The 24,327-nt window shown below is 64.0% G+C and carries 27 protein-coding genes; 12 read left to right on the top strand and 15 right to left on the bottom strand.

Features of this window, described 5'->3' with window-relative positions; genetic code table 11:
* Positions 1 to 1,022 precede the first annotated feature (1,022 nt).
* The gene (locus tag QP457_RS13715) at positions 1,023 to 1,430 is read left to right on the top strand and encodes a hypothetical protein (protein WP_205405892.1); all 408 of its coding nucleotides are present in this window, start codon (positions 1,023 to 1,025) and stop codon (positions 1,428 to 1,430) included.
* Positions 1,431 to 1,503: 73 nt separating this feature from the next.
* Here the strand turns inward: QP457_RS13715 and QP457_RS13710 are convergent, their stop codons facing one another.
* Entirely contained in the window at positions 1,504 to 1,863 is a 360-nt protein-coding gene (locus QP457_RS13710; RefSeq protein ID WP_205405891.1) for a helix-turn-helix transcriptional regulator, read from the bottom strand.
* Positions 1,864 to 2,383: 520 nt separating this feature from the next.
* Between QP457_RS13710 and QP457_RS13705 the strand changes: the two genes are divergently transcribed.
* On the top strand, positions 2,384 to 3,247 hold the full coding sequence (locus tag QP457_RS13705) for a hypothetical protein (protein WP_205405890.1): 864 nt from the start codon (positions 2,384 to 2,386) through the stop codon (positions 3,245 to 3,247).
* A 26-nt stretch (positions 3,248 to 3,273) separates the two neighbouring features.
* Positions 3,274 to 4,599, top strand: coding sequence for an XVIPCD domain-containing protein (locus QP457_RS13700; protein WP_205405889.1), 1,326 nt, complete (start codon positions 3,274 to 3,276; stop codon positions 4,597 to 4,599).
* 47 nt (positions 4,600 to 4,646) lie between these two features.
* Here the strand turns inward: QP457_RS13700 and QP457_RS13695 are convergent, their stop codons facing one another.
* The 8 genes from QP457_RS13695 to QP457_RS13660 all read right to left on the bottom strand — a co-directional run bounded on the left by QP457_RS13695 (position 4,647) and on the right by QP457_RS13660 (position 11,602).
* Entirely contained in the window at positions 4,647 to 5,024 is a 378-nt protein-coding gene (locus QP457_RS13695) for an EF-hand domain-containing protein (protein WP_205405998.1), read from the bottom strand.
* Between the two features lie 33 nt (positions 5,025 to 5,057).
* On the bottom strand, positions 5,058 to 5,456 hold the full coding sequence (locus QP457_RS13690; RefSeq protein WP_180167429.1) for a hypothetical protein: 399 nt from the start codon (positions 5,454 to 5,456) through the stop codon (positions 5,058 to 5,060).
* Positions 5,457 to 5,546: 90 nt separating this feature from the next.
* Positions 5,547 to 7,511 carry a MacB family efflux pump subunit gene (locus QP457_RS13685; RefSeq protein WP_205405888.1) on the bottom strand — a complete coding sequence of 655 codons (1,965 nt, stop codon included), beginning with the start codon at positions 7,509 to 7,511 and terminating at the stop codon, positions 5,547 to 5,549.
* Positions 7,508 to 8,698, bottom strand: coding sequence for an efflux RND transporter periplasmic adaptor subunit (locus tag QP457_RS13680; RefSeq protein WP_205405887.1), 1,191 nt, complete (start codon positions 8,696 to 8,698; stop codon positions 7,508 to 7,510). Before QP457_RS13680 ends, QP457_RS13685 begins: the two co-directional genes overlap by 4 nt.
* Before the next feature lie 136 nt (positions 8,699 to 8,834).
* Entirely contained in the window at positions 8,835 to 9,326 is a 492-nt protein-coding gene (locus QP457_RS13675) for a hypothetical protein (RefSeq protein WP_240196639.1), read from the bottom strand.
* A gap of 4 nt (positions 9,327 to 9,330) precedes the next feature.
* Positions 9,331 to 9,507, bottom strand: coding sequence for a hypothetical protein (locus QP457_RS13670; RefSeq protein WP_180167426.1), 177 nt, complete (start codon positions 9,505 to 9,507; stop codon positions 9,331 to 9,333).
* A gap of 71 nt (positions 9,508 to 9,578) precedes the next feature.
* Positions 9,579 to 10,910: a HAMP domain-containing sensor histidine kinase gene (locus QP457_RS13665; protein WP_240196788.1), complete on the bottom strand. Its 1,332-nt coding sequence runs from the start codon at positions 10,908 to 10,910 to the stop codon at positions 9,579 to 9,581.
* A gap of 17 nt (positions 10,911 to 10,927) precedes the next feature.
* The gene (locus QP457_RS13660) at positions 10,928 to 11,602 is read right to left on the bottom strand and encodes a response regulator transcription factor (RefSeq protein ID WP_205405885.1); all 675 of its coding nucleotides are present in this window, start codon (positions 11,600 to 11,602) and stop codon (positions 10,928 to 10,930) included.
* 209 nt (positions 11,603 to 11,811) lie between these two features.
* On the opposite strand from QP457_RS13660, the gene QP457_RS13655 reads away from it, so the two are divergent.
* Both QP457_RS13655 and QP457_RS13650 read left to right on the top strand, forming a co-directional pair.
* Positions 11,812 to 12,093 carry a hypothetical protein gene (locus QP457_RS13655; protein WP_033831436.1) on the top strand — a complete coding sequence of 94 codons (282 nt, stop codon included), beginning with the start codon at positions 11,812 to 11,814 and terminating at the stop codon, positions 12,091 to 12,093.
* Between the two features lie 49 nt (positions 12,094 to 12,142).
* The gene (locus tag QP457_RS13650; RefSeq protein WP_240196638.1) at positions 12,143 to 12,721 is read left to right on the top strand and encodes a hypothetical protein; all 579 of its coding nucleotides are present in this window, start codon (positions 12,143 to 12,145) and stop codon (positions 12,719 to 12,721) included.
* 11 nt (positions 12,722 to 12,732) lie between these two features.
* Here the strand turns inward: QP457_RS13650 and QP457_RS13645 are convergent, their stop codons facing one another.
* Positions 12,733 to 13,437 carry a TetR/AcrR family transcriptional regulator gene (locus QP457_RS13645; protein WP_205405884.1) on the bottom strand — a complete coding sequence of 235 codons (705 nt, stop codon included), beginning with the start codon at positions 13,435 to 13,437 and terminating at the stop codon, positions 12,733 to 12,735.
* Between the two features lie 82 nt (positions 13,438 to 13,519).
* On the opposite strand from QP457_RS13645, the gene QP457_RS13640 reads away from it, so the two are divergent.
* The gene (locus tag QP457_RS13640) at positions 13,520 to 15,055 is read left to right on the top strand and encodes an FAD-dependent monooxygenase (protein WP_205405883.1); all 1,536 of its coding nucleotides are present in this window, start codon (positions 13,520 to 13,522) and stop codon (positions 15,053 to 15,055) included.
* A 38-nt stretch (positions 15,056 to 15,093) separates the two neighbouring features.
* On the opposite strand, the gene QP457_RS13635 is transcribed toward QP457_RS13640, so the two are convergent.
* The 5 genes from QP457_RS13635 to QP457_RS13615 all read right to left on the bottom strand — a co-directional run bounded on the left by QP457_RS13635 (position 15,094) and on the right by QP457_RS13615 (position 18,159).
* Positions 15,094 to 15,342 carry a hypothetical protein gene (locus QP457_RS13635; RefSeq protein ID WP_180167421.1) on the bottom strand — a complete coding sequence of 83 codons (249 nt, stop codon included), beginning with the start codon at positions 15,340 to 15,342 and terminating at the stop codon, positions 15,094 to 15,096.
* Positions 15,343 to 15,470: 128 nt separating this feature from the next.
* Positions 15,471 to 15,740, bottom strand: a complete 270-nt coding sequence (locus QP457_RS13630) for a hypothetical protein (protein ID WP_180167420.1) — start codon at positions 15,738 to 15,740, stop codon at positions 15,471 to 15,473.
* 112 nt (positions 15,741 to 15,852) lie between these two features.
* The gene (locus QP457_RS13625; protein WP_100460362.1) at positions 15,853 to 16,326 is read right to left on the bottom strand and encodes a hypothetical protein; all 474 of its coding nucleotides are present in this window, start codon (positions 16,324 to 16,326) and stop codon (positions 15,853 to 15,855) included.
* Positions 16,327 to 16,416: 90 nt separating this feature from the next.
* Positions 16,417 to 17,628 (bottom strand): MFS transporter, encoded by a 1,212-nt coding sequence (locus QP457_RS13620; protein ID WP_100460361.1) that lies wholly within the window; start codon positions 17,626 to 17,628, stop codon positions 16,417 to 16,419.
* A 78-nt stretch (positions 17,629 to 17,706) separates the two neighbouring features.
* Positions 17,707 to 18,159 carry a phosphohydrolase gene (locus tag QP457_RS13615; protein ID WP_205405882.1) on the bottom strand — a complete coding sequence of 151 codons (453 nt, stop codon included), beginning with the start codon at positions 18,157 to 18,159 and terminating at the stop codon, positions 17,707 to 17,709.
* A gap of 122 nt (positions 18,160 to 18,281) precedes the next feature.
* Here QP457_RS13615 and QP457_RS13610 point away from each other — a divergent pair, with 122 nt between their 5' ends.
* The 6 genes from QP457_RS13610 (at position 18,282) to QP457_RS13585 (ending at position 24,326) form a co-directional block, all read left to right on the top strand.
* A complete protein-coding gene (locus QP457_RS13610; protein WP_099820666.1) occupies positions 18,282 to 18,539 on the top strand; it encodes a hypothetical protein in 258 nt (85 codons plus the stop codon).
* A 37-nt stretch (positions 18,540 to 18,576) separates the two neighbouring features.
* On the top strand, positions 18,577 to 20,256 hold the full coding sequence (locus tag QP457_RS13605) for a type IV secretory system conjugative DNA transfer family protein (RefSeq protein ID WP_205405881.1): 1,680 nt from the start codon (positions 18,577 to 18,579) through the stop codon (positions 20,254 to 20,256).
* A 416-nt stretch (positions 20,257 to 20,672) separates the two neighbouring features.
* The gene (locus QP457_RS13600; RefSeq protein WP_180167415.1) at positions 20,673 to 21,119 is read left to right on the top strand and encodes a hypothetical protein; all 447 of its coding nucleotides are present in this window, start codon (positions 20,673 to 20,675) and stop codon (positions 21,117 to 21,119) included.
* 89 nt (positions 21,120 to 21,208) lie between these two features.
* Positions 21,209 to 22,282: a type IV secretion system protein gene (locus tag QP457_RS13595; protein WP_205405880.1), complete on the top strand. Its 1,074-nt coding sequence runs from the start codon at positions 21,209 to 21,211 to the stop codon at positions 22,280 to 22,282.
* Positions 22,279 to 23,058: a TrbG/VirB9 family P-type conjugative transfer protein gene (locus QP457_RS13590; protein WP_205405879.1), complete on the top strand. Its 780-nt coding sequence runs from the start codon at positions 22,279 to 22,281 to the stop codon at positions 23,056 to 23,058. Before QP457_RS13595 ends, QP457_RS13590 begins: the two co-directional genes overlap by 4 nt.
* Positions 23,055 to 24,326, top strand: coding sequence for a TrbI/VirB10 family protein (locus QP457_RS13585; protein ID WP_205405878.1), 1,272 nt, complete (start codon positions 23,055 to 23,057; stop codon positions 24,324 to 24,326). The genes QP457_RS13590 and QP457_RS13585 overlap by 4 nt, the downstream gene beginning before the upstream one ends.
* Position 24,327 lies beyond the last annotated feature (1 nt).

The raw sequence follows: 24,327 nt of genomic DNA, 5'->3' as shown, positions 1-24,327 counted from the left end.
CTGATTGAAGTACTACGGGGGTAGGCTTGCACAGGGCGACTACGGAGCATGGTTCTCAATGCGCGAAACCGCCGATAGGGCTGGCCTGATCGCCTGTGGGCCCGACACGGGGTTCGGTTGTGGGACACGGCGCCTTGGGCCAAACTTAGGGGCAAACGCGACAGCCTTGGCCCTGCTGGCTGTCCATTTCCACGGCCTTCATCCATGCGACCCAGTGATTCGGGGCTTTGCGGGATTGCGTTCACCGGCGCTCCATTGCTCTGCGTCATCTGACTATACGACCCGCATCGGTCGGGCTCCAAGGTCTCGACCCTTCATGCCAAGGTATGAGCGCTGGATCACACATTCAGAATGCCTCATCCCATGACTATTTTCCGATGGCGGCGCAGATGATTGAGGCGTGAGAGCCTGCGGGGCCATTCGGATGTCCACGGCAATGCCTACCTGCAGAGGTTGGCCTACTCCGTCATCATGCGGCGTCTCTTCTCCTGCACTGTGCCTTGCTTGAAGGCGGCCTGGCTTTGTCGTAGATCTGGCGCGCTTGACGGTCTCGGACAGTGGGTCCCGGGAGGCGGGGTAGTAGAACCCGTCCGGATCTCGTAGCGCTCCGCTTGGTACATGTCACTTCTGACACCACGCTGCGTACGGGCGGTCCAGATTCTCAGCGGTATCCGGCATGCGAAGTGCGCCACTCAATGCGCAAGTCGGCATTCGATGACGCAACATCCGCGACTACGCGCCAGTACTAGCTTTCCTCACTTTTCATCGCCGTCGCAACGAGGCAACCATGTCCTCGCTAGGGCACCCGCCCTGGCCGGGATTGGCGTCCCGAACTTACGTACCGCTACCGGTCTTGCTTGCAGCCACAACTGCAATCACGACAATGCACCGACGGCCAGTCCATGGCGGACGGTGCGTGGGGATCTCTCGATCCGCCGGCTTTAGCGGTACGTATCCGGCACGCCAACCCGCACCGTCCGCCACCTTGCATCTGCAGGTGGCCACACCGCGAGGTTGCTGCCATGCCTGACCTGCTTCCCGACTATCCCCGTCTGCACGCGCTGCTCGGCGATGCCGTACGCGATCTTCCCAATGCTCTCGCCGAAAAGATGGAAGACGCACTCAGTGATGCCGCCGAGTCCGCGCATCCCTCTTCGTTCTTCACGTTCCTGCAAGGCCACGGCAAAGGCCATCGTGCGGACGGCACACCGTGGGCCGAAAACCGCCTCACGCCCGGTCGTGCTTTCGACTTGGCCTTGGCCACTCGAAGCGCATCGGGCATCACTGCGCTCACTGCCATATTGCACGCCGCACACGTAGCGCGGGAGAACGACGATCCGGGCTTCTATCCGTCGGCGGCGCTGGTCGATGGTCTGTTTGATGCATGCGAAGCACTGTCGCTGCAGGTAGAGCGCTGTCTTGACCCTTGATTCACAGGTGCGCCGCAACGGGAAGGGTGGGGACTTCCAACGTGGTCCCCATGCCTGCAGTTCAAGCGCCGTGCTAGTCGCTGTCGCATTCTGCTTGCTCTGCGCCGCTCGACCGCTTCGCGCGCTCTTTCAATTCAGTCGCCAATCGTCGCTGTTCTGCGTGCGGCATCCTGGCGGCGGCGAGAATGACATTGGCCAGTACATCGCTATCGGCCAATAGATAGGCGAGAGGAACGCCCAGTTCGGCAGCCATCTTGCCGGCAGTGGCAAAGTCCGGCTCCGACGTGCCCTGTTCGTAACGTGTCACCCGGCTGGACACCACATCCTCAGACAAGCCAATGCGCCGGCCCAGCTCGCGCTGGGAAATGCCCATCGCCAAGCGCGCTTCTTTGAGGCGCTTGGTGAACTGGTCGCGGAGAGGTGTGGGCGACATTACCCGCCTGGGCGCATTCTGTAACGGTCCACAGGATGGCAATCGTCCCACAATTCGTATGCTACATTATTTGTAGCATTGTGGGTCGGAGTAGCGTATGAAGCCGTCTTCAAGGCCAACGCCGCGTGGCAGCACAACATCGGCAATCTGCCTTGCCTGCGGATAGCGCGGCCCGATGGCCATCAGCGATGGCCGCAGGCATTGGTCTGGCTCCTGGAGGGCCTTCACGTTTCTGGCGCTGCTTGGGGGGGTATTCGGTTTCGTACTGATGGGCGTGCTTGGGATGCTCGCTCTGTCGATTCTGATCGGCATTGTGGGCGCACTCGTGGTCCGCCCATCATCTGCCTACCACTCCTGCCCGCGATGCCACGTCGATCTGCAGTGGCGTTGAAGGCTCCCTCCGACAAGACGGTGCAGATGTGTAGGGAAAATCTGATCCTGGGCGGGTAGTGATGACGTTCCTGTCCCGTTGATCTCCCATTGCCTATAGTGGCTCCAAACCCCGCAATGGAATGGCCCGATGCACCCGATGTCCTCCGCGCGGTGCCTGGCACTCGTAATCGCAATCGCCATTAGCGCCAGTGCCTGCGCACGTGCGCCGTCCACCGAAAACGAAAGGAATCCTGCCATGTCCGGCGCAACGCAGACCGGCCGCACCCTCAACGGCCACACCTATACCAACGCGCCCGTGGACGTGAAGCTGGGACCGACTACTTTCCGTATCCCCGCCAACTATCTGGACAGCCAGATCGCGCCATGGCCGGGGGAGGGTGTGACGCTGGTGATCGAATGGCCGGACATGACGCCGACGCTGCCGGGGGCCCGGGCCAATCCCCGTACGAATGATTTCCGCAAGGAGATCGCGGTGGCGGTGAACTACATCGACAGGATTCCAATCGAAACTTCGCTTGCCCGACTGTCGTCCAACGAGGCCCTCACCGAGGAGGGATCGGTGGAGCGAGGTGATCCACGGGCACGCCTGGACCTGCGTATTGCCCGGTCACCGACACTGGGACTGATCCCGTATGCCATCGATGAAGAGAAGATGGCACGCTACTCGAAGGACTACGAAGCACGCTACGGCAAGCCTCCTGTTCGCAACCCGGCCTATGAGGATGACTGGTACGTTGCGCGTGATGACGCTGGTCAGCTCACAACGTTCCTGAAGTGCGAAACCACCCGATTCCGGGGTGATGGCGTGCGCCTGGAAGGCGATCAGGTCGTCGACCTGGAAGACCCGGTCGCAGCGGGTTGTACCCACTATTTCGTGGATGTCGAGAACAAGCTTTCGATCACCTTGAACTACAAGCGGGCGTTCCTGAAGGACTGGAAGCGCATGGAAGATGCGGTACGTGATGTCCTGGCACGCACCAAGGCCAGGTGATCAGAAGACAGCTCAAGGAGTAAGTCATGGGTGGACTGACCCAGAAGGACATCAGGATCCTCACTGCCTATGCGGATTCGGGCAATCGGGAGCTCTACTGGAACTATCTATCGCAACTGCCAGGTGCAGACGGGTATGGAACGCTGGCGTTGGGCGTTGTGCGCAACGACAGCCTGCCTGGGCGGGTGGCAAACAGCTACGCACAGGAACATGCACGGACGCAGCACGACGATGGTTCACGCTTCCCCAATGCGGTGTTGAGTGAACGGCAATGGGAGGCGTTCGGACAGAGTCTGCTCAAACAGGACCTCGTGTTGCGGCAATACTGGTCGCAGCAGCAGCGCCCGGAACTTGCCTTGAACCTGCCCGGCAAGGATGTGATGACCGCGCACGACCGTGCGTTCGAGCAGCATCGTCTCGATCCCAACTGCTGGACACCCCGCGTGCTCCTCCAGGCCGCTCTGGAAAAGAGTGGCCCGCAGAAGCTGGAGCAGATCTGGACCAACATGCTCGACAACGATGGCGTAGGGCTTCCGCGGGTGGGAAGTACCAGCCGCGATGCGTTCACCCAGATGGGGTTGAGCAAGGGAAGCCAGTACCTCGGCACGCTGGCGTTCCATGAAGTCACCCAGGCACTGGGCGGCCGCTCTTCGGTCGATCCCAACGTCATCGGCGGCCTCAACGACTACGCGCTGTACTTTGAAAAAGACGGCAAGTGGGCCAGTGTCACCTCCGGCGGCGGCCACAGTTCGCTGCGCGAGATCACTGATCCTGGCCGCATCGCTGAACTCAACGACGCGCGTGAAGTCCGCCTGGAGCGGCAGCAGAAGGCCACCCAGTTCCACCCGGAAGATCCGTACCGAACCATCACACGCAGCCCGCTCACTGCATCGGTTGACGGCGTGCCCGACCTCCAGCGCGGCGCGACGCGTCTGGCAGATATCGGACCGGGCCACGTCGATTACGGCCTGTTGCAGCAGGTCAGCGGGCATGTCGCCGGCATCGACGCAAAAGCAGGCCGGACGCCGGATGAAAGCAGTGAGCGACTGACCGCCAGCGTGATGGCCCTTGCCCGTCAGAACAACCTGGACCGTGCCGACCATGTGCTGCTCAGCGCGCAGACGGCGGACAACCCTGCGGGCCGCAACGTGTTCGTGGTGCAGGGTGATATCAACGACCCGGCGCACCTGAGGGCTTCCATGCCCACCGATGTGGCGGTGCAGACGCCGGTGGAGCAGTCGTTGCAGCGACTGGAGCTGGCCAGCGCGGAACGGCAGCAGGCCGTGGCGCAACGCCAGCAGCAGGAACTGGACAACCAGGTGCGCGAGCATCCGCAGATGCGCATGGCGTAGTGCGCAGCAGGGCGGAGCAATGGAGTGTTCCCATTGCCCCACACCGGTCACTTGCCCGGCGCATCCGCCGTCTGCGCAGCCACCATCGCCTGCTGCATTTCCTTCAGCGACAGATGGCCATCGCCGTCTGTATCCAGCCCCGTGAAGTACTTCGCGATCTCCGGCACCACGGTCGCTTCTTCCTTGCTGATCTTCCCGTCCTTGTTCTTGTCCATCGCAGCGAACGCGGCATCGATCGAGTCGGCCTGCTTGCTGAAGCGCGCCTGCTGATACGCCGTGAATTCGGCCTTGTCGACGCGACCATCCTTGTTGCTGTCCATCGCGGTGAACGTGGAATCGATATAAGCCTGTTTCGGGTCGGCGGGCGCGGCCTGTGCAATCAGCGGGATGGCGCACAGCGCAATCAGCAGGGCGGTCTTGTTCATACGCATTGCGTGTAATCCTTCAATGAGGGGAGATCAGCGGCAGGGGTAGGTGTAGCCATCGCGGTCGCGATAGCTGTCAGTACGGCGGTCGTAGTTGCCGTAGCGGTTCATGCAGTAGTCGGCACGCTCGCGGGTTTCGCGTTCGCGCTTTGCCGCCGCCGCGATCACGCCGGCAACCACGGCCGCACCCACTACGCCCACCACCACGCCTGTGGTCTTGGCGTCGTGTCGGCGCTCCCGTTCGCGGTCACGCTCCCGCTCACGTTCGCGACGCTGCCAGTCATCGCGCTCGCGGTCGCGATAGTCCTGGTTCCACTGCGGGTTGTAGCGATCGCCACGCTGCGCATGGGCGTCGCCGGAGTAGGGAATCAGCACCAGCAGTTGTGCGGCTGCTGCCAGCAGCAGCGCAGTTCTTCCTGTTTTCAGAAACATCGTCCAGCTCCTGTGCGGACATCGTCGGTAGCTGCAGTACACACCGCAGACATTGCGCGAACCTGCCGTCACCGCAGGCAATTGCAGCGCCTACCGGACCAGCGCTTCCACGGGGTCCAGCTGCGCCGCGCGACGTGCAGGCAGGAAGCCGAAACCGATGCCGATCAGGCTGGAGCACGCGAACGCCGCAATGATCGAACTCGCCGAGAACACCAGGCTGAAGCCTACGTCGGCCAGTGCCAGCACCGCGCCCAGCAGCAACGCCACACCAATGCCCAGCACACCACCAAGCAGGCATACCAGCACCGACTCGATCAGGAACTGCTGCAGGATGTCGCTGCGGCGCGCGCCCACGGCCATGCGTACGCCGATCTCACGGGTGCGCTCGGTCACCGATACCAGCATGATGTTCATTACCCCGATACCACCCACCACCAGCGCGATGGCGGCAATGGAGCTGATCATCATGGTGAGGATGCCGGTGGTCTGTTCGATCGACTGGCGGATCTGTGCGTTGTTGCTCATGTAGAAGTCGGTGCTGCCATGGCGGCGCGTCAGCAAGCGCGCAATGGCCTGCTCGGCCGCTTCCATGCTGATCGCATCGGATACGCGCACGGTTATGCTGGACACATGGCTCTGGCCGAGCATCCGCGCCATGGTCGTGGTGTAGGGCATCCACACCCGTAGCAGCGAGGCATCGCCGGCCGCGCCAGCGTCCTTCTTCACCACACCCACCACGCGCACCGGCACGTTGCCCAGCAGCAGGGTCTGCCCGATGGGGTTCTCGGCTGCGGCGAAGAAGCGCGCACGCGTGTTGGCATCGATGATCGCCACCTGCTGGTAGCCAACCACACCCGGTGCGCCAAAGAAGGCGCCTTCCCCCAGCTTCAATCCATGTACGCGGAAGTACTGCTCGCTGACGCCCTGTACCTGCACGCTGGCCGAACGGTTGCCGCGCAGGGCGGTGCCCGTGGTGGCCACGCCAGGAGTGGCACTGTCCACGAACGGTTGCCCGGCCAGGGCCACGCTGTCACCAGGAGTGAGGGTCTCCACCCGCGCCGCGTGCAGATCGCCAAAGCCGGAGCCGGGATAGATCTCGATGGTGCTGGTGCCCAGTGAGGAGATGTTGGACAGGATGGCCTGGCGCGCACCCGTACCCAGCGCGACCACCGACACCACCGAGGCGATGCCTATGATGATGCCGAGCATGGTCAGGAAGGTGCGCATGCGATGTGCGTTCATGGCGCGCAGGGCCATGCGGAAGGCCTCGGCGAAGCGATCGCGCACAGCCTGCCATCCGCCACCATCATTGGGCTGCGGCAAGGTGGTTGGCGCCACGGCCGTTGCCGACGCGGTAGCCGTGGCACGATCATCGACAATCCGCCCATCGCGGATCTCGATGATGCGCTGGGCGTGCTCGGCCACGGCCATGTCGTGGGTCACCAGCACCACCGTGTGGCCTTCGGCATGCAGTTCGCCGAGGATCTTCATCACTTCCTTGCCCGACTGTGTATCCAGCGCGCCGGTCGGTTCGTCGGCAAAGATCACCGCACCACCATTCATCAGTGCGCGGGCAATCGACACGCGCTGCTGCTGGCCACCCGACAGCTCGCCGGGCAGATGCTGCATGCGTTCGCCCAGGCCCAGCCGCGCCAGCAGTTCAGCAGCCCGTGCGTGGCGCTCAGCGGCGGGCATGCCGGCGTAGATGGCTGGCACCTCCACATTGCTCAACGCGGTCAGATCGGTCAGCAGGTGGTAGCGTTGGAAGATGAAGCCGAAGTGTTCGCGGCGCAGCTCGGCCAGCTCGTCTGGCGACATCTGCGCGGTCTGGCGACCTGCAATCTCGTATGCGCCCGCAGAGGGCCGATCAAGGCAGCCGAGTATGTTCATCAGCGTGGACTTGCCCGAGCCCGACTGGCCGACGATGGCCACCAGTTCACCGGCGCGGATGTCCAGGTCCACGCCGTCCAGTACCACCAGGGTCTGTTCACCGGCGGCGAATTCACGGCGCACCCCACGCACGCTCAGCAGTGGCTCGCTCATGGCTGCGTTCATCGGGGCTGCGTGGGAGCGGTGGCGGCTTCGTCGCTGGCCTGCGTTAGCACCACCTGATCGCCTTCCTTCAAGCCGCCGCGCACTTCCACCTGGATCTGGTCGTCCAGTCCGATGGTGATATGCCGCGCCACGGCGCGCCCGTCTGCGCCACGCACCTGCACGGTGTAGCTGCCGTCACCAGCCCGCGCACCCAAGGCCGCGGAGGGGATGGTCAGCACGTTGTGGGCATGGCCGAGTACGATGCGTACTTGCGCGGTCATGTAGCTGCGCAGGCGGCCGTCGGTGTTGTCCACGTCGAACTGGCCGTTGTAGTACATGGCTGTACGACTGCCACCGGAAAGCGCTGGCGACGCGAGGCTGGACGTATCTTCGTTGGTGATCGATTCGGGCGCTGGCGCGATGTCGCGCAGGGTGCTGCTGTAGCGGCGGCCCGCATCGCCCAGGATGGTGAAGAAGGCCTCCTGGCCGACCGTGGTGTGCACAACATCGGCCTCGGAGATCTCGGCATAGACGGTCATCACGTCCTGGTTGCCCAGCATGACGATGGTCGGTGCGCTCTGCACCGCATTCACCGTCTGCCCCTGACGGGCGACGACCGCCAGCACTGTGCCGTCCGTGGGGGCGGTGATGCGGGTGTACTCCAGGTTGGTCTGCGCGATGTCCACCTCGGTCTGCCGCTGCACGATCTCACCGTCCAGCGCGGTGATCTGTTCGCGGGTCGCGTCCACCTTGGCCTTTGCAGCATCGAAGTCGGCACGTGCCACCAGCTGTGATGCCACCAGTTTCTGCTGCCGCTGCAGGGTCAGTTCGTACTGGCGCAGATCGGTGGCCAATGCATCGCGGTTGGCGCGTGCGGTGCGCTGTGCGGCCTGCGCACTCAGCAGTGCATTGCGTTGGGTACGCGAATCGATGTCAGCAATCGGATCGCCTGCCTTCACCTTGTCGCCCAGCTTTACGTGCAGTGTTTCGATACGACCGGAGACCTGCGCGCCCACGCTCACCAGTCGCGATGGCTTCAGGGTGCCGGTGGCCTCCACCACCTTTTCGATGTTCCCACGCACCACGGGCGCGAGCTGCAGCGGTGGCGGCGGCGCGGGTCGCAGCCAGAGCCACGCGGCAATGGCAGTGCACAGTACGGCGCCAGCGATGATCAGCGGTCGGCGGTGTTTGCGCGGCGCGGTGCTCATTCGCACAGCATCCAGAAGGGGCAAGTCATTGGTGGTCCTCGCGGCAGGAGAGATTCACGCGCCGGGTGCCGCGCGTGGATGGCCGTCGAGTCTCGATGCAATGGGTTGCGTGAACCTTGCGGTGCTGCCGTGGTTGTCAGCCCACGGCCATGCTGCTGAGAAGCGCTACTGCGATGAACTGCAACGCGCTACCCACCACCAGCAGCACGTTGCGCAGGCGGTCGGCTGTCACGCGTACGCTGCAAAGCTGACATAGCCCGCCGATTACCAGCCCTGCGACAGCGAGCATGCTGATCGGCTGCGTGTGCACGCCTTGTATCGCCAAGGGTACCCACGCGCTGCCCAGCATCGTCCAGGCCGCGTGCCTGTCGATGTAGCGCAGAGGTACGGGGAGCAGCCGCGATGTGGTTGATCGCCATGCCGACAGCGCATGCAGCGCGGCATGCGCGACGACGAAGAACAGCACGGCGCTGGCCATGGCTGCATGGGCATGGCGTTGCGTCGAGATCACCAGCGCACCGCCCGGCAGCAGCAGGAACAGCACGGCAAAAACACGCATCAGCGCGTCCGGGCGATTCGTTGCGGGTATCACGCGCAACCAGCGCGGCCAATGCGGCAACGCGCGCATTCGATCAGCGCGCGAACGCCGATTCCAGGCAGCTGCGGTCAAACCGGATGTAGCCGGCGTCGCGCGGAATCGGGCAGAAGAGGAGGGTGGAGGAACTCCTTCGGTCACGTGCAGGCTTCCTGTCAGGATGGAACGCGATGGCATCAAAGATGTCATCGGCCCGATGCTGCGCAGCGAACATTGCCGCAACCTTGCCCTGCGCCGCTGCCTGCTGCGCATGGACAGGCGGCAGTCACGGATGTGTGGGCGCCTTCAGTGCTCTACCGGCGGTGCCGAGGCAACACCCGGATGCAGAGGAAACTCGACGCGGATCAGCGCGCCACCACCGGCGGCATCCAGAATCGTGACGTGGCCGCCGTGACGGTCGATCACCTGCCGCACCAGGTTCAGTCCCAGGCCCGCGCCGGTCTGGCGGGGACGCAGCCGCTGGAACGGCTCGAACACGCGTTCGCGCTGGTCGACCGGAATGCCGGGGCCATCGTCTTCCACTTCCAGGCAGCTGCCCTGCACCCGCACGATGATATGGCGGCCACCATGCTCGGCGGCATTCAGCACCAGGTTGGAGATCACCCGCTCGACCGCGCCGGCCTCACCCAGCACCGGGAAATGTGGCTCCACTGCCACTGCCACGGTCTTGTCCGACTGGATCAGCAGCGGTGCCAGGTCGGCCGCCACCCGTTTGGCCACCCGGGCCAGGTTGAGGGTTTCCTTCGGGCCGTCCTCCTCCATGCGATGCAGGTCCAGCAGCTGCTCGGCCAGCGTCGCCAGACGCGCGACTTCGACCGCCAGGCTGCGCGACGTCGAATCATCAGCGGCATCGATCTTCACCCGCAGGATCGCGATCGGCGTGCGCAGCTCATGCGCCGCTGCGGCGATGAAACGGCGTTGCCGCTCGTGCCCTTCATCCAGGCGACCCAAGGCATCGTTGACGGCGGTCACCAGCGGCGCGATCTCCACCGGCACGGCGGTCTCGGTCAGGCGGATGCCGCGGCGGCTGGCCGAAATATTGCGGGCTTCCTGCGCGATGCGTTCGACACCGGCCAGTGCCCGCCGCACGATGATCGGGGTCAGGATGATGGTGGCCAGTGCCAGCAACAGGAAGATCGGCAGGGTGATGATGTGCGCGGCCAACGCCATCTGCATGGTCAGCGAATCGGTTTCGCCATGGGCCATGATGGTCAGCTTGCCGGCCGGCCCACTGTGCTGGCGTACCACTACCGCCAGGCCATCGCTGCGATCGCGCCCGCGCAGGTCGCCATAGGGGATGCCATCGAGGGCGCCGACCAGCGAGGCATAGGCCGGTGGCACATGGCCGAAGGTGACGTGGTGCCCATGCTCGTCCTCGGCGATGAACCACGCACCGGGTACGATCTTCAGCAGTTCGGCCAGCTCCGGCGTGTGCTGCACGTACAGTTCGCCATTGCGGTCGCGGTGCACCGCCTCCGCAGCCACCGGCGCGAAGGTCTGGATGGTGTAGTAGCCACCGCTGTCGGCGCGCACCAGCACCATTAGCAGGGCGAAGAACGCCACCAGCAGGGCCAGCAACTGGTAGATCAGCGTCTTGACGATCAGTGGGCGCTTCAACGACGGTCGACGCGCCTTCACTTGCTTTCCCGCATCAGATAGCCCACCCCGCGAATGGCGTGGATCTCCACCCCAGCATCGGCATCAGCCAGCTTGCGGCGCAGGCGCGAGACGTGCGAATCCAGCGTGTTGGAATGGATGCCGTCGTCGAAGCCATACACCGCCATCTCGATGGATTCGCGCAAGACGGTGCGGCCCAGGCGCCGTGCGAGGGCGGCCAGCACCCGGATCTCGCGACGCGGCAACTCCAGCCGCTGGCCGCCCACACTGGCCTCGCCCGAGGCGGGGTCGAACACCAATCGGCCGATGCTGATGGACTCCACCTGCAATCCGCTGGGGCGACGGCCCGCAGCACGGATCCGTGCGAACAGTTCCTCCAGCGCGAAGGGTTTGGCCAAGTAGTCATCGGCCCCTTCATCCAGGCCGGCAATCCGGTCCGGTAGTTGGCCCAGCGCGCTCAGCACGATGATCGGCACCCCGGGATTGCGCTCGCGCAGCAGGGAAATCAACGCCAGGCCATCGCCATCGGGCAGGGTGCGGTCCAGCAGCACCAGATCGTGCAGGCCGCACAGCGCCGCCTCCCGGGCCAGTGCCAGGGTATTGGCCAGGTCCACCACGTAGCGCTCGCGCTGCAGGGCAGACTTGAGGGTGGCGGCCAGTTCGGCTTCGTCTTCGATCAGCAGGATGTGCATCAGCAGGGCTTGGGCAGGGAGGGGCCGCAGAGGGCGGTTCGGCACGCGCCGGCACCGTATTACAGGAACATTGCGTGAACATGGCGTGCCTCCGCATCTGCCGGAAGGCCATGGCAGGAGACGGTGAAACCGAGGGGCCGGCGCAAGGTTCACGCAATCCAGGCGCTCCAGCCTTGGCGCCCTTCGCAGTTCCCATCCCTGGAGTCACCATGAAGTTGTTCGTTCCGCTGCTGTTCCTCGCCACGCTGACCGGCTGCACCACCGCCAAGATGACGGTCACTCCCGACGGCCGCCGTGGCGTTTCCATCGACTGCAGCGGCTCCAGTTCCTGGAGCGGTTGCTACGAGAAAGCCGGGCAGATGTGCCCCGGTGGCTACGTGGTCTTCAGCAAGGATGGCGACGAGGGCAATGCCATTGCGGTGGGTAACAAGAACGGCTTCACCTCCACCCAGATGGCCACGCGCTCGATGCTGGTGTCCTGCTCCGGCTGACGATCGCCGCGCCGATCATCTGGCAGGGATGCGTGGACATCCTGCACGCATGGGTGCGCGACGCATCATTTTCCTGCAGATGCTCGCTATCAGGGGCTTTCAGCGGCGCGACCATCCGCCGGCAGCGCCGCGCTTTGCTTTTGCTTCATGCCCCTGTAACACCATCATCGCTACCACGGTGGTCCCAGCGATTCCGCTGGGATCATCTGGAGACGCTGGAATGGAGTTCAGAACGTCTGTATTGCTCGTGGCCCTGATGGCCGCTCCCGCAGTAGCCCATGCCGAAGTCTGCTTTTCGCGGGACGGTTTCGTGATGACCTGTCCCAGCTTGTTGCCACACCCGGTGAAGGCACGGTTCGAAGTTGGAACGTTGCCACGCGTAGCCGGATCGCCGTCGGAAATCTACATCACCGGTGGCGGGAGGGTGGATGGCACCAGCAATTTCTACGTGTTCGCCAACGGCAAGATGCTGTGCGAGACCAGCGGCAATCTGGATGGTGGCAACACCACGCCCGTACGGCATTGCAATGGCACGATCACTGCACCCGGGACCTACGTGATCTCGGCATCACGCAGCAACAGCGGCAATTTCCTGGCCCCGGACGATGTGGTGATCAACGTCCAGTAAAACGCCTGCCATCAAGGGCCCCGGGCGGTAGTTGCCGGGGCCTCGTCCAGCGCCCCGATCCGCAGGGCGCTGGACAGGCGCTGCGCCGGGTCGGTATACGGTGTGCCGGCCAATGCCACCAGCGTTCCTGTCGCGCCGCGCACGATCAGCGGCACCATCGCCTGCCGCGGATCGCCGCCGCAGGACAGCACGCGCAGTCCCTGTTCGTAGGCGGTCACCACCGACGCCATCAGCATCGATGCACCCAGTCGCGCGTCGGCATCCTCGACGGGTCGCCCCGCAGACTCAGCCATCAACTGCGCCAGGTCATCGGTCAGCAGCGCCTGCAGCTGCCGCGCATGGGCCACCAGCACCGCGCTCTGGGCCACGGTTTTCCAGAACGACGCTGCGCCGGCATTGATCCGCAGCAATGGGTGGCCGGTGTCCAGCAGTTCCCGCACCAGCGCCTGGAAGGCGGCCAGTGGCGCCATGGACGTGCGCGCCCCCATACCCTCGCGCAGCAGCTGCCGCGCTTCCTCATCACGGTCGAACACCAGCTGTTCCTTGCTGGCGAAGTAGTTGAATACGGTCTTGCGCGACACCCCAGCGGCGTCGGCGATCTCGCTCATCGACACGGCCTCGAAGCCGCGCTCGATGATCAACCGGGTGGCGACGTCGGAAATCGCCTGGCGGGTCTCGGCTTTGCGCTGCTCGCGACGGCCGGGTGACGGGATCATGGGCGGTTCACTTGTGGAAACGTGCACCGAGTGTAACATTGTCGCCGCCAGAGCGCCGACCCGGTGCTCACGAGGATTTCCAATGCTGTACGACGTCGTCATTGCCGGGGCTGGCCCGGTTGGGCTGTTCCTGGCCTGCGAACTGGGCCAGGCGGGATGCTCGGTGCTGGTGCTGGAGCAGGCGGCCTCGCCGGATTCGCCGTTGAAGCGCCTGCCGTTCGGGCTGCGCGGCTTGAATGCCCCCACGCTGGAGGCGCTCGACCGGCGCGGTCTGCTGGACGCCGTGGCTGCCGGCCAGGTGCTGAAACCGGAGAAGGGCCCGCCGCCGCCTGGCACCGCGCATTGGTTGTCGCAGCCGCGCAGGCTGGGCGGGCACTTCGCGGGTATCCCGTTCGCGCTGGACAACGTCGACAGCGATCGCTGGCCCTGGCGGCTGCCCAGCCCGGTCGGCACGCAGATGGCGGTGGAACTGCAGGCGCTGGAGACCGTACTGGCCGAGCGCGCGCAGGCGCTGGGCGTGGTGATCCTGCGTGGTGCGGGCGTGCAGGACGTGCGCTCGGGTACCGATCAGGTCCAGGTCGAGGCAGGCGGGCAATCCTTCCGCGGGCGCTGGCTGGTCGGCTGCGATGGTGGCCGCAGCACCGTGCGCAAGCAGTGCGGCTTTGCCTTCGCCGGCACCGATCCGGAGTTCACCGGCCACTCGCTCAGCGTCGAGCTGGAAGATCCGACGGTGCTCAGCCCGGGGCGTCACACTACCGCCCAGGGCATGTGCAACTTCAATCCGCCGGGCACCATCGCCCTGGCTGATTTCGACGGCGGCGCCGGCCATCGCCAGCCACTCGACCGCGATACGGCACAGGCGCTGCTGCGGCGTATCTCCGGCCGCGACGCAACGATCACCACACTGCAGCTGGCCACCACCTGGACCGATGGCGCACGGCAGGCCACCGCCTATCGTCGTGGCCGCGTGCTGTTGGCCGGCGATGCCGCGCATGTGCATTCACCGCTGGGCGGGCAGGGGCTGAACCTGGGCCTGGGGGATGCGATGAATCTGGGCTGGAAGCTCGCCGCCGTCGTGCGCGGCGACGCAGATGAAGCGCTGTTGGATACCTATCAGGCCGAACGCCATCCGATCGGCGCCCGCGTGCTGGAGTGGTCGCGCGCGCAGGTCGCACTGATGCGCCCGGGCGCGGGCTCACGCGCATTGGCTGCGATCGTGGCCGATCTGGCAGAAACACGTGATGGCGCCACGTATCTTGCCGAGCGCGTGTGGGGCGTGGGCCAGCAGCTGGATCTGGGTCAGGCCCATCCGCTGGTCGGCCGCAGCACACCGGATTTCCTGCTGGCCGATGGTCGTCGCATGGGAGAGCTGCTGCGGGCAGGGCAGGCGGTGCTGCTGGTGTTCGATGCTGCTGCCTCGTTGTCCGCGGCGGTTGATGTCGAACGAGCCCGCATCTTGTCCTTCGCGCAGCCGGCTGTGGATTCGCTGGGCCTGTCCGCGCTGCTGGTTCGTCCGGATGGCATTGTCGCCTGGGCCAGTGATGGTGCCGATGCGGCAGGACTGGCGCAGGCCGTACGGCAATGGGGGTGCCCCGTTGGCAGGGAAGCGATTGCGTGAGTTCCGGCGCAGTCCGCACAGGGCTGCGCCGCCCTCTTTCAGAGGTCCTTCTTCTTCCCGCTCAGGTCCAGCGGCTGGTCGCTGCCTTTACGCTCGCTCGACCACACCTCAACGCTCTTGCTGCATCGGCTTTCGCGGGCGGCAACCTCCGGCGGCAGGTCCTTCACATGCGGCGACTCCTGGCAGGCGGCATGCATGGCCGAATCATCATAGGTGGCACAGGCGCTGATCGACGCGAGTGCGAGAACACCGAGGGCGGAGCGGAACAGGGGCTGCAGGAGGTGCATGAGGGTCTCGGAAAGGGGCCGATCTGGCCATCGAATTCAATCCGTGACCCGACGCACGCGCAAGCCGACTGGCAGCACTTGTTATTGAATAACAATTGTGGGAATACTCGGAAGCTGCCGGCTGCCGCTCAGGCAATGCAGATCAGGAACACCGTCGACAGCGCGAGCATCAACACGAACACGCGCCGACTCAGGGCCAGGCAGGTCAGGCAGGCCGCCAGCGCCCAGGCCGCCAGCAGCACACATCCCAGCAGCCACAGCCCGACCGTCATCATCGAGCCGGCCGCTGCGGTGGACAACGCAAAGGCCTTGAACAGCGCCACGCCCAGCACACTGCCCAGCGCGCCGGCCCGCAGGGCAATCGCATCGTGGCAGGTGGGGGAAATCTGGCGGTGCATGAGGGTTGTGTCGCGCGTGGGGAGCTGGCGTGCGCAACTCTGCAGCAAGGCGGATCTACGCCGCGTGTTCGTCAGCCTGCACTGTGGTTACCGCACGCGCAGCGTGGTCGCCTCAGTCGAACTCGCCGTCCGCCGCTTCCAGGCGACGCCGGTACTCGGCGCGGTGCTTGAACAGCCGCTGGCACTCCTCAGAGCGATGGATGCGGCTGCCAGGTTCGTTTGCCACCGAGTCGCACATCTTGGCGATATGGTTGTTCCCGGCCAGCTCCATCACGAAGAACACCGCGGTGATGCCAGCACCCAGCAGCACCACATACAGCAGGCGGCTGAGCCATCGTGAGCGCTTGCGTTCGACGTGCTGCTGCAGCGTCAGGTCGAAGCGGATGATGCTCAGCACGATCCAGACTACGCTGACGAGGAAACACAGCGTTGGCAGCAGCCCGCGCCAGAGCCCAGCCTCGTAGACCGATTCGCTGTAGTGCACCGCCGCGCCGGCACCGGCGATGGCGATGGCCAGGGCCCAGTTGCGGCCCAGCGAAAGCAGGTCGTCGAGCAGCTTCTCGCGTCTATGGGGAGTGACTGCCACGGAGCATCCTTGAGCAAGACCCTCGGCCGCCGGTTGCGGCCGATCTGCGCAGATGGTGGGGCATCACCGAGGCGATGAGAAGCTGGGCCTTCAGCGGCTGCCGGCAACAGCGGCCTTGCGGTTCTTCTCCAGCATCACCGACACGCACCACAGCAGCAGGCCGCCGACCGCAGTCGCCGCACCCACGTAACCGGTGGTGGCCGGGCTGAAGCCGGCGCTGATCGCCATGCCGCCCAGCCACGGGCCGAGCGCATTGGCGGTGTTGAACGCCGCATGGTTGGAGGCGGCGGCCAGGGTCTGCGCTTCGCCGGCCACGTCCATCAGGCGGGTCTGCAGCACCGCAGCGAGGGCGCCCATCGTACCCACGGTGATGATCATCGGGCCGATGGTCCACACCGACTCGGCGGCCAGCGGGTACAGCAGCAGCATCACGATCGACCACAGCAGCACCACGGCGGCTGCCTTGAAGTGGAACTTGTCGACCAGCCAGCCGCCGGCGATGTTGCCGATGATCGCGCCGATGCCGAACACGCCCACCGCCAGCGGCATCCACGATTCGGCCACGCCGGTCACCTGCACCAGGGTCGGCGCCAGATAGGTGAACACGCAGAACATGCCGGCAAAGCCCACCGCGCCGATCGACAGCGCCAGCCACACCTGGGTGGTGTTGAACGCGCGCAGCTCGCGCATCGGTGAGGTCCGCACCTCATCGGGGTCGGGCAGCAGGAAGCGCGCGATCATCGCCACCGTGGCGATGGCCAGCACGCTGACCAGGGCGAAGGCGGTACGCCAGCTCAGCTGCTGGCCCAGCCAGGTGGTCAGCGGATTGCCGATCAGGATCGCCACGGACAGGCCGAGCAGCACGCGCGACATTGCTTGCCCGCGCTGGCCGGCCGGGCTGATCGCGGCCGCCACCAGCATCGCCACGCCGAAGTAGGCGCCATGCGGCAGGCCGGCGACGAAGCGTGCCACCAGCATCGTGCCGTAGTTTGGTGCCAACGCGCTGGCCAGATTGCCGACGGCATAGAAGCCCATCAGCGCCAGCAGCAGCTTGCGGCGCGGGAAGCTGGCGCCGACGAAGGCCAGGATCGGTGCACCCACCACCACGCCGATGGCGTAAGCGCTGATCAGGTGGCCGACCTGCGTTTCGCTGATCGACAGGCCACGGCTGATCTCCAGCATCAGGCCCATGCTGGCGAATTCACTGGTGCCGATGGCGAAGCCGCCCAATGACAGGGCGAGGATGATCAGGGTGCGCTGGCGCGGCGTCAGCCGAGCGGCCAGGGGGGAATTGGGGCTCATTCGGGGGGCGCAAAGGGGCAGGGAAGCGCCCCATTGTACTGCTGCACCGCAACAGGCATCAGCCGGGCTGGGGGTAAATCAGTGTTCGATGGGTGGTGCTGCCCGCGCTGCCTGCTGGCCAAGCGCCGCCAGCGCCTGTCTGTATTTGTCGCGCAGGCGCTCGGCGGTGGCGGCATCCAGTGATGCCAGCCGCGCTTCATCGGCGTTGTCGGCGATATCGGCCAGCTTGACCTTCAGCGCCAGCGGATCTGCCGCTATCCGCGCGTAGTACGTGTCGGCATCCGCCGCAGACGTCCTGCTGAGCAACCGCACCGCGTGCTGCAACGGGTCTGGGAAGGCCTGAACCCGCTCAGCGAAGGCAGGGCAGTCCTCAAGCACATCATGCAGCCAGGCCACCACCTCGGCGTCATCATCGCCACGCACGGCAGCGGCCACCCGGCCGACATGGCCTATGTAGGGCTGTCCTGCCTTGTCGACCTGGCCGGCATGGGCCTCCATCGCCAGCGTGCGTGCGCGTGCCACCCAGTCCATCGCGATCTCTCCGTCCCGAGCGTGTATTGTCGTACGGGTCGTGTGCATGCCGCCACCACGGCCGTGCAGGCATCATCGGACGCTGCAGGAATGGCATCTGGATTCCATCAGGGAGATGAGACATGCAGGAATACACCCATCAGCTGGAACTACGCGGCCGCTTCCGTCTGGTAGCGGTGACCCACGAGCCGGTGTACGCTCCCGGCGATGTGGTCGGCCATGCGGTCATCGTCGACGATGGGGAGCGTCTGACCGACCTGATGTCGTTGGCCGATGCGCGCCGGTACCTTGAGGAACTGGTGCGGGAAGAGGGTGTGGAGCCCGGGCTGGAGAATGAAGTCAACCTGCGGAAGAAGGCGTCGCAGCGACGCCGCCGCTAAGCCGTCGCGCCCATGGGGCGCATCATGGAGGATTCGGGTGTTGTCCAGTAAGAAGTATCTGCTCATCGCCATCATCACGCTGGCGACCCTGCTGCTCGGGTTCGTGCTTTCCGGTTACCTGACGCTGCTGCTGCTTGGTCTGGATACCAAGCTGCTCACCTGGAATACCTATTACCAGTATTTCCACGCCATTGACCAACCGCAGGTTGCCCCGTTCGTGGGCAAGATCAAATGGGCCGGTTACCTCGGCTTTGGTCTGCCGCTGCTGGTGCTGGCCATCGTCGGCCTGGTCGTGCTGTTGAAGAAGGACAAACGCTCACTGCACGGTGACGCGCGCTTTGCCACCAGCGCCGATCTGGCCAAGCATGGCATGTTCAAGAAGAGCGGCCAGAGCATCGTGGTCGGCAGCCATGGCGGCAAGCTGGTGCGGCTGGATGGCCAGCAGTTCGTCATCCTGGCCGCCCCGACCCGTTCGGGCAAGGGCGTCGGCGTGGTCATCCCGAACCTGCTGGAGTACGGCGAATCACTGGTGGTGCTGGACATCAAACAGGAAAACTTCGACCTGACCAGTGGTTGGCGCGCCAGCCAGGGCCAGGAGATCTACCTGTTCAACCCGTTCGCCGAAGATCGCCGTACGCATCGCTGGAACCCGCTCAGCTACGTCTCCGACGACCCGGCGTTCCGGGTGTCGGACCTGATGAGCATCGGTGCGATGCTCTATCCCGACGGTTCGGAAGACCAGAAGTTCTGGATCAGCCAGGCGCGCAATGCCTTCATCGCCTTCACCCTGTATCTGTTCGAGAACTGGGACGACGAGCGCAGCAGTGGCTTCCCGGGCGGGCAGGGCACGCCGACCCTGGGTGCGGTCTACCGCCTGTCCTCCGGCGATGGCAGCGACCTGAAGAGGTTCCTCAAGGGCCTGTCCGAGCGTCCATTCCTCAGCAGCAACGCGCGCTCGGCATTCGCCAACATGCTGTCCCAGGCCGACGAGACCTTTGCCTCGATCCTGGGCACCTTCAAGGAGCCGTTGAATCCCTGGATCAACCCGGTGCTGGACAAGGCCACCAGCACCAACGATTTCCTGCTCACCGACGTGCGCAAGAAGAAGATGACCATCTATATCGGCATCCAGCCCAACAAGCTGGCCGAAAGCCGATTGATCATCAACCTGTTCTTCAGCCAGCTGATCAACCTCAACACCAAGGAACTGCCAAAGTCCAATCCGGACCTGAAGTACCAGTGCCTGCTGTTGATGGACGAATTCACCTCGATCGGCAAGGTCGAAATCATCGCCTCGGCGGTGTCCTACATGGCCGGTTACAACGTGCGCCTGCTGCCGATCATCCAGAGCATGTCGCAGCTTGATGCCACCTATGGCCGTGAAGTCTCGCGCACGATCATCACCAACCATGCGCTGCAGATCCTGTACGCCCCGCGCGAACAGCAGGACGCCAATGACTATTCGGACATGCTGGGCTACACCACCATCCGCAAGAAGAACGTCACCCACGCGCGCGAAAAGACCCACAGCTTCACCGAGGAGCGCCGCGCGCTGATGCTGCCGCAGGAGCTCAAGGCGATGGGGCCGGACAAGGAGGTCTTCCTGTACGAAGGCATTCCGCATCCGGTCAAATGCGACAAGATTCGCTATTACAAGGACCGCTATTTCACGTCACGACTACTGCCAAAGGTTGACGTGCCGATGCTTGATGTCTAAGTTGCAGACTTGAAAGTGTGACGGATGCACGAATTCATGGAAGTGAATTAGTGAAGCGCGTCAAAGAAGCGCCATACGTTGGTCAAAATTCAGATTTGTCTGACATCGAATTGACGCGTAGTTGTGCGACTCTATGCGTGGCTTGCGAATCTGTGTGATTCGTCATGCTTTCAGAGTGGCCAGGAGTTTCAGCCATGGGAACAGGGATGGTTCCGACGTTGGTGAGGGTGCGTGAGAGGGGCCTCGGATGAGGTTGCTTCACGCGACTTGGTTGGCAGCTTTCGAGCTGCAGGGGAACCGTGCCCATGTGCTGTTAAGCAGTGCATTCGTTACGTTTCCGGCGTGCATCGCGCAGTGCCGGACGACCAAGGGACCAACATCGGGACTGCTTTTTCGTACGTCAAAGTGAAGCCCGTATGAATCAGGCGTTTATCGCAAAAATGTCCATCGCCGCAGTGGCGGCGTTGATGGTGGCAGGTTGTGCTACCAAGCCCGCACCCGACTTCGGAGGGCGCTGGAAGCCGGTCAACCGTTTTGCGACGGCTCCGACCGAGATTCCGCTGTACTCCAGCTATGTCTATCAGGCGTCGCCGATGGATCGCACGCTGAAGGCCATGCTCGAGCGCTGGGCCAAGGATTCCGGTCGCACGCTGGACTATCGCCTCAGTTCGGATTTCACCCTGTATGGCGCGGTGTCGGAGATCGATACCACCAACGCACAGCAGGCCGTGATCGATCTCACGGCGGCCTATGCGGCGCAGGGCGTTTCCGTCTCCATCGTCGGCAACCAGATCGTCGTGCAGAGCGCTGGATCGACGCCAACCGCGTCGGCCCAGGATCCTCAAGCCAGCAGCGGCAGCTGAGACCGCGTCGAAATCATCGAACGTGCCGCACCCCGCGCCTGGCGCAGGGGCGTCGCGCCCATTGATGTTTCAGCAGTACGGAAGAACCCATGTTCCGCAAGAAGGATGCAGGCAACAGCCCCAAGGTCGAGCAGTCGGTCGCCAAGGCGGTCAGCTACGAGATCACCGTGGCCGACATGGCCCGGCGCAGCGAGCGTCGTGCCTGGTGGGTCGCCACCGGCTCGTTGCTGATGTCGCTGGCGCTGGCCGGTGGCTACTACTACATGCTGCCGTTGAAGGAGAAGGTGCCGTTCCTGGTGATGGCCGATGCCTATACGGGCACGGCGACGGTTGCGCGGCTGACCGGCAATTTTGAAGGGCAGTCGATCACCGCGAGCGATGCGATCAATCGCAGCAACGTAGCCCAGTACGTCATGGCACGCGAATCCTACGATTTCGCTGTCATGGGCCTGCGTGACTGGGCACTGGTGCACGTCATGTCCGACACGCGCACCAGCGCCGCCATCCGTGCCTTCTATTCCCCGAACAACCCACAGAGCCCGGTGACCCTGTATGGCAAGGATCGTGCCATCCGGGTGAAGATTCTCAGCATTACACCGTTGGAGGCCCAGGTTAACGGTGGTTTCCGCGGGGCCTCGGTGCGAATCCAGCGCAGCGTCTATGACAAGAACAAGGCGACGACGTCCTACCTGGACAATCAGTTGATCACGTTGCGGTTCCGTTATGACTCGAATCTTGCGCTGAACGAACAGCAGCGCATTCTGAATCCGTTGGGCATGCAGGTCTTTGAGTATCGCCGCGACAATGATTACTCGCGCGGTGTGCCGGGTCCGGATGATGCGCAGTTGCAGCAGCAGGCCGAACAGCAGGCCGCGCAGGCACAACAGGGCGTGTATGACCCGAACAACCCGGCAGCGGCCACCATGATCGATCCGGCAACGGGACAGCCACTGGCGGTGCCAGGCGATGTCCAGATCACCCCGCCGATGCCTGGCCAGTCGATGCAGGGACAGCCCATGCAGGGACAGCCCATGCAGGGACAGCCCATGCAGCAGCCGACGCAGGGGCAAGCCGCGCCAGGGCAGCCCATGCCCGGTCAACCGGCCATGAGGCCAGTACAGAATCAGTCCACCGGAAATGCTGATGGAGCAAGCAACCGATGAGTAGTCGAAAAGTCAGGGGGAGCGCATTGGCGCTGCTGTCGTTGTTGTCGCTGGTTTTCTCCAACGCGGCAATGGCGCAGGCGGTAGACCATTACGAGTATGAGAAGGATCGCATTTATCCGGTTCGCACCGGCCTGGGTCTCACCACCCAGATCGAGCTGAGCCCGAGCGAAAAGATCCTCGACTACAGCACCGGTTTCAGTAATGGGTGGGAGTTGACCCGGCGCGAGAATGTGTTCTACATCAAGCCGAAGAACGTCGACGTCGACACCAACATGATGGTTCGCACCGAGACTCATTCCTACATCTTCGAATTGAAGGTGGTAGCAACAGACTGGCGTCAGCTCGAGCAGGCCCGTCGTGCCGGTGTACAGTACAAGATCGCCTTCACCTATCCCAACGACACCGTGTTCGGTGTTGCTCAGGAAGCCGTGGAGGAAGAGGCGCAACCGCTGTTGAGTACCGAGTTGGCCAAGGATCGACAGTACAACTTCAACTACTCCTATTCGACCAGCAAGGCGAAGAAGATGGGGTGGCTGATTCCGGTCAACGCCTACGACGACGGTCGTTTCACGTACCTGAAGCTGCCGAATTCACCTGAATACAAAACCGGCATCTTCCCGGCCGTGTTCGGCCGTGAAAAGGAATACGGCGAGGACTTCGTCGTCAACACCACTGTAGAAGGCAACACCTTGATCGTCCACGGGACCTACCCGTACCTGGTCATCCGCCACGGCGACTATGTCGTTGGTCTGCGAAGGAACGTGAAGAAATGAGCCAGCAGAACACTCCCGGAAACGATCCCAACAACGGACGCGACGAAGGGCATGGCCCCTATGGTGGGCAGGGTCCGGCCGAAACGCCGACCAACCCTTACTTCGGTGCTCAGCAGGCAGAAGCTGCGCCCAACCTCGATGCCGCTGCACCGCAGTTGCGCTCCGCCGAAGAGCAGCGCCTGAACCGCAAGGCACTTATGTTCCTTGGTGGCATTGTGGTGCTGCTCGTCGCCATGGGTTTCCTGCTGTTCCGCAAGGGGCAGGACGACAAGAACGCCACGCCAAGCAACCGCCAGGAATCCCGCGTGTCCACCCCGGATCTGCCAACGGTTGGGCCGACGGCGAATGCACCGGCGCCCGTTGCACCTGCCGATCCCATTCCGATGCTGCCTCCTGCGCCGCAGCCGGATATTCCGATGGTCAGTCTGCAGGATGCAGACCGTGCGCGCTTGCGGCAGAGCGATGAACCCCGCGGGCCGTCGCTGCTGGATCGTCGTATCGGCAGCAGTGCCGGATTTAGCTCAGGCGATGCTTCCGGCAAGCCGCCGGGGCAGGGTGCCGACTACAGTCAGGCAATGATTGCTGCAATGCAGGCGGCAAACCCGCAGGCCCAGCAACAGCAGAAAGTGCGCCGCGGCCCGGATGTTGAAGACGTCTCCAATGCCGCCTTCATCCGCAGCCCTGATGCGTTGCTGGTTCGTGGTACTTACCTGCGGTGCGTGCTGGAAACCCGCATCATCACCGACATCGCGGGCTATACCTCCTGCCTGGTGACCGAGCCGGTCTATTCGATCAATGGACGCAACCTGCTGCTGCCGAAGGGGTCGAAGATCTATGGCGCATATGGCGGTGGCCCGAATGGCAAGCGCGTGGAAGTCATCTGGGATCGCATCACCACCCCCAATGGCATCGACGTGGCCATGTCCAGCCCCGGCGTCGACCAGCTTGGCGGTGCAGGTCATCCGGGCCAGTACAGCGCACATTGGGGCAGTCGCATCGCCTCGGCGTTGATGATCAGCCTGATTGCCGACGCCTTCAAATACGCCGCTGCAGAGCACGGTCCGGAGTCGACGACCGTCGCAAGCAATGGGTTTGCTGTCCGCTCGCCGTATGAAAGTGCCACGGCGCGCACCATGGAGCGACTGGCCAATGAGGCTCTCAGCGAAGGTCGTCGTCAGCCGACCGTAACGATCAACCAAGGCACGATCGTGAATGTCTACGTCGCCAAGGACGTCGACTTCGCCAATGTGTTGAACCCGCGCAGGTAAC

This window comes from Stenotrophomonas sp. As-7 (assembly GCF_030291015.1).
Taxonomy (GTDB): Bacteria; Pseudomonadota; Gammaproteobacteria; order Xanthomonadales; family Xanthomonadaceae; genus Stenotrophomonas; species Stenotrophomonas lactitubi.
The sequence above is the reverse complement of the archived record's forward strand: the minus strand, read 5'-3'. Positions and strand labels throughout refer to the sequence as shown.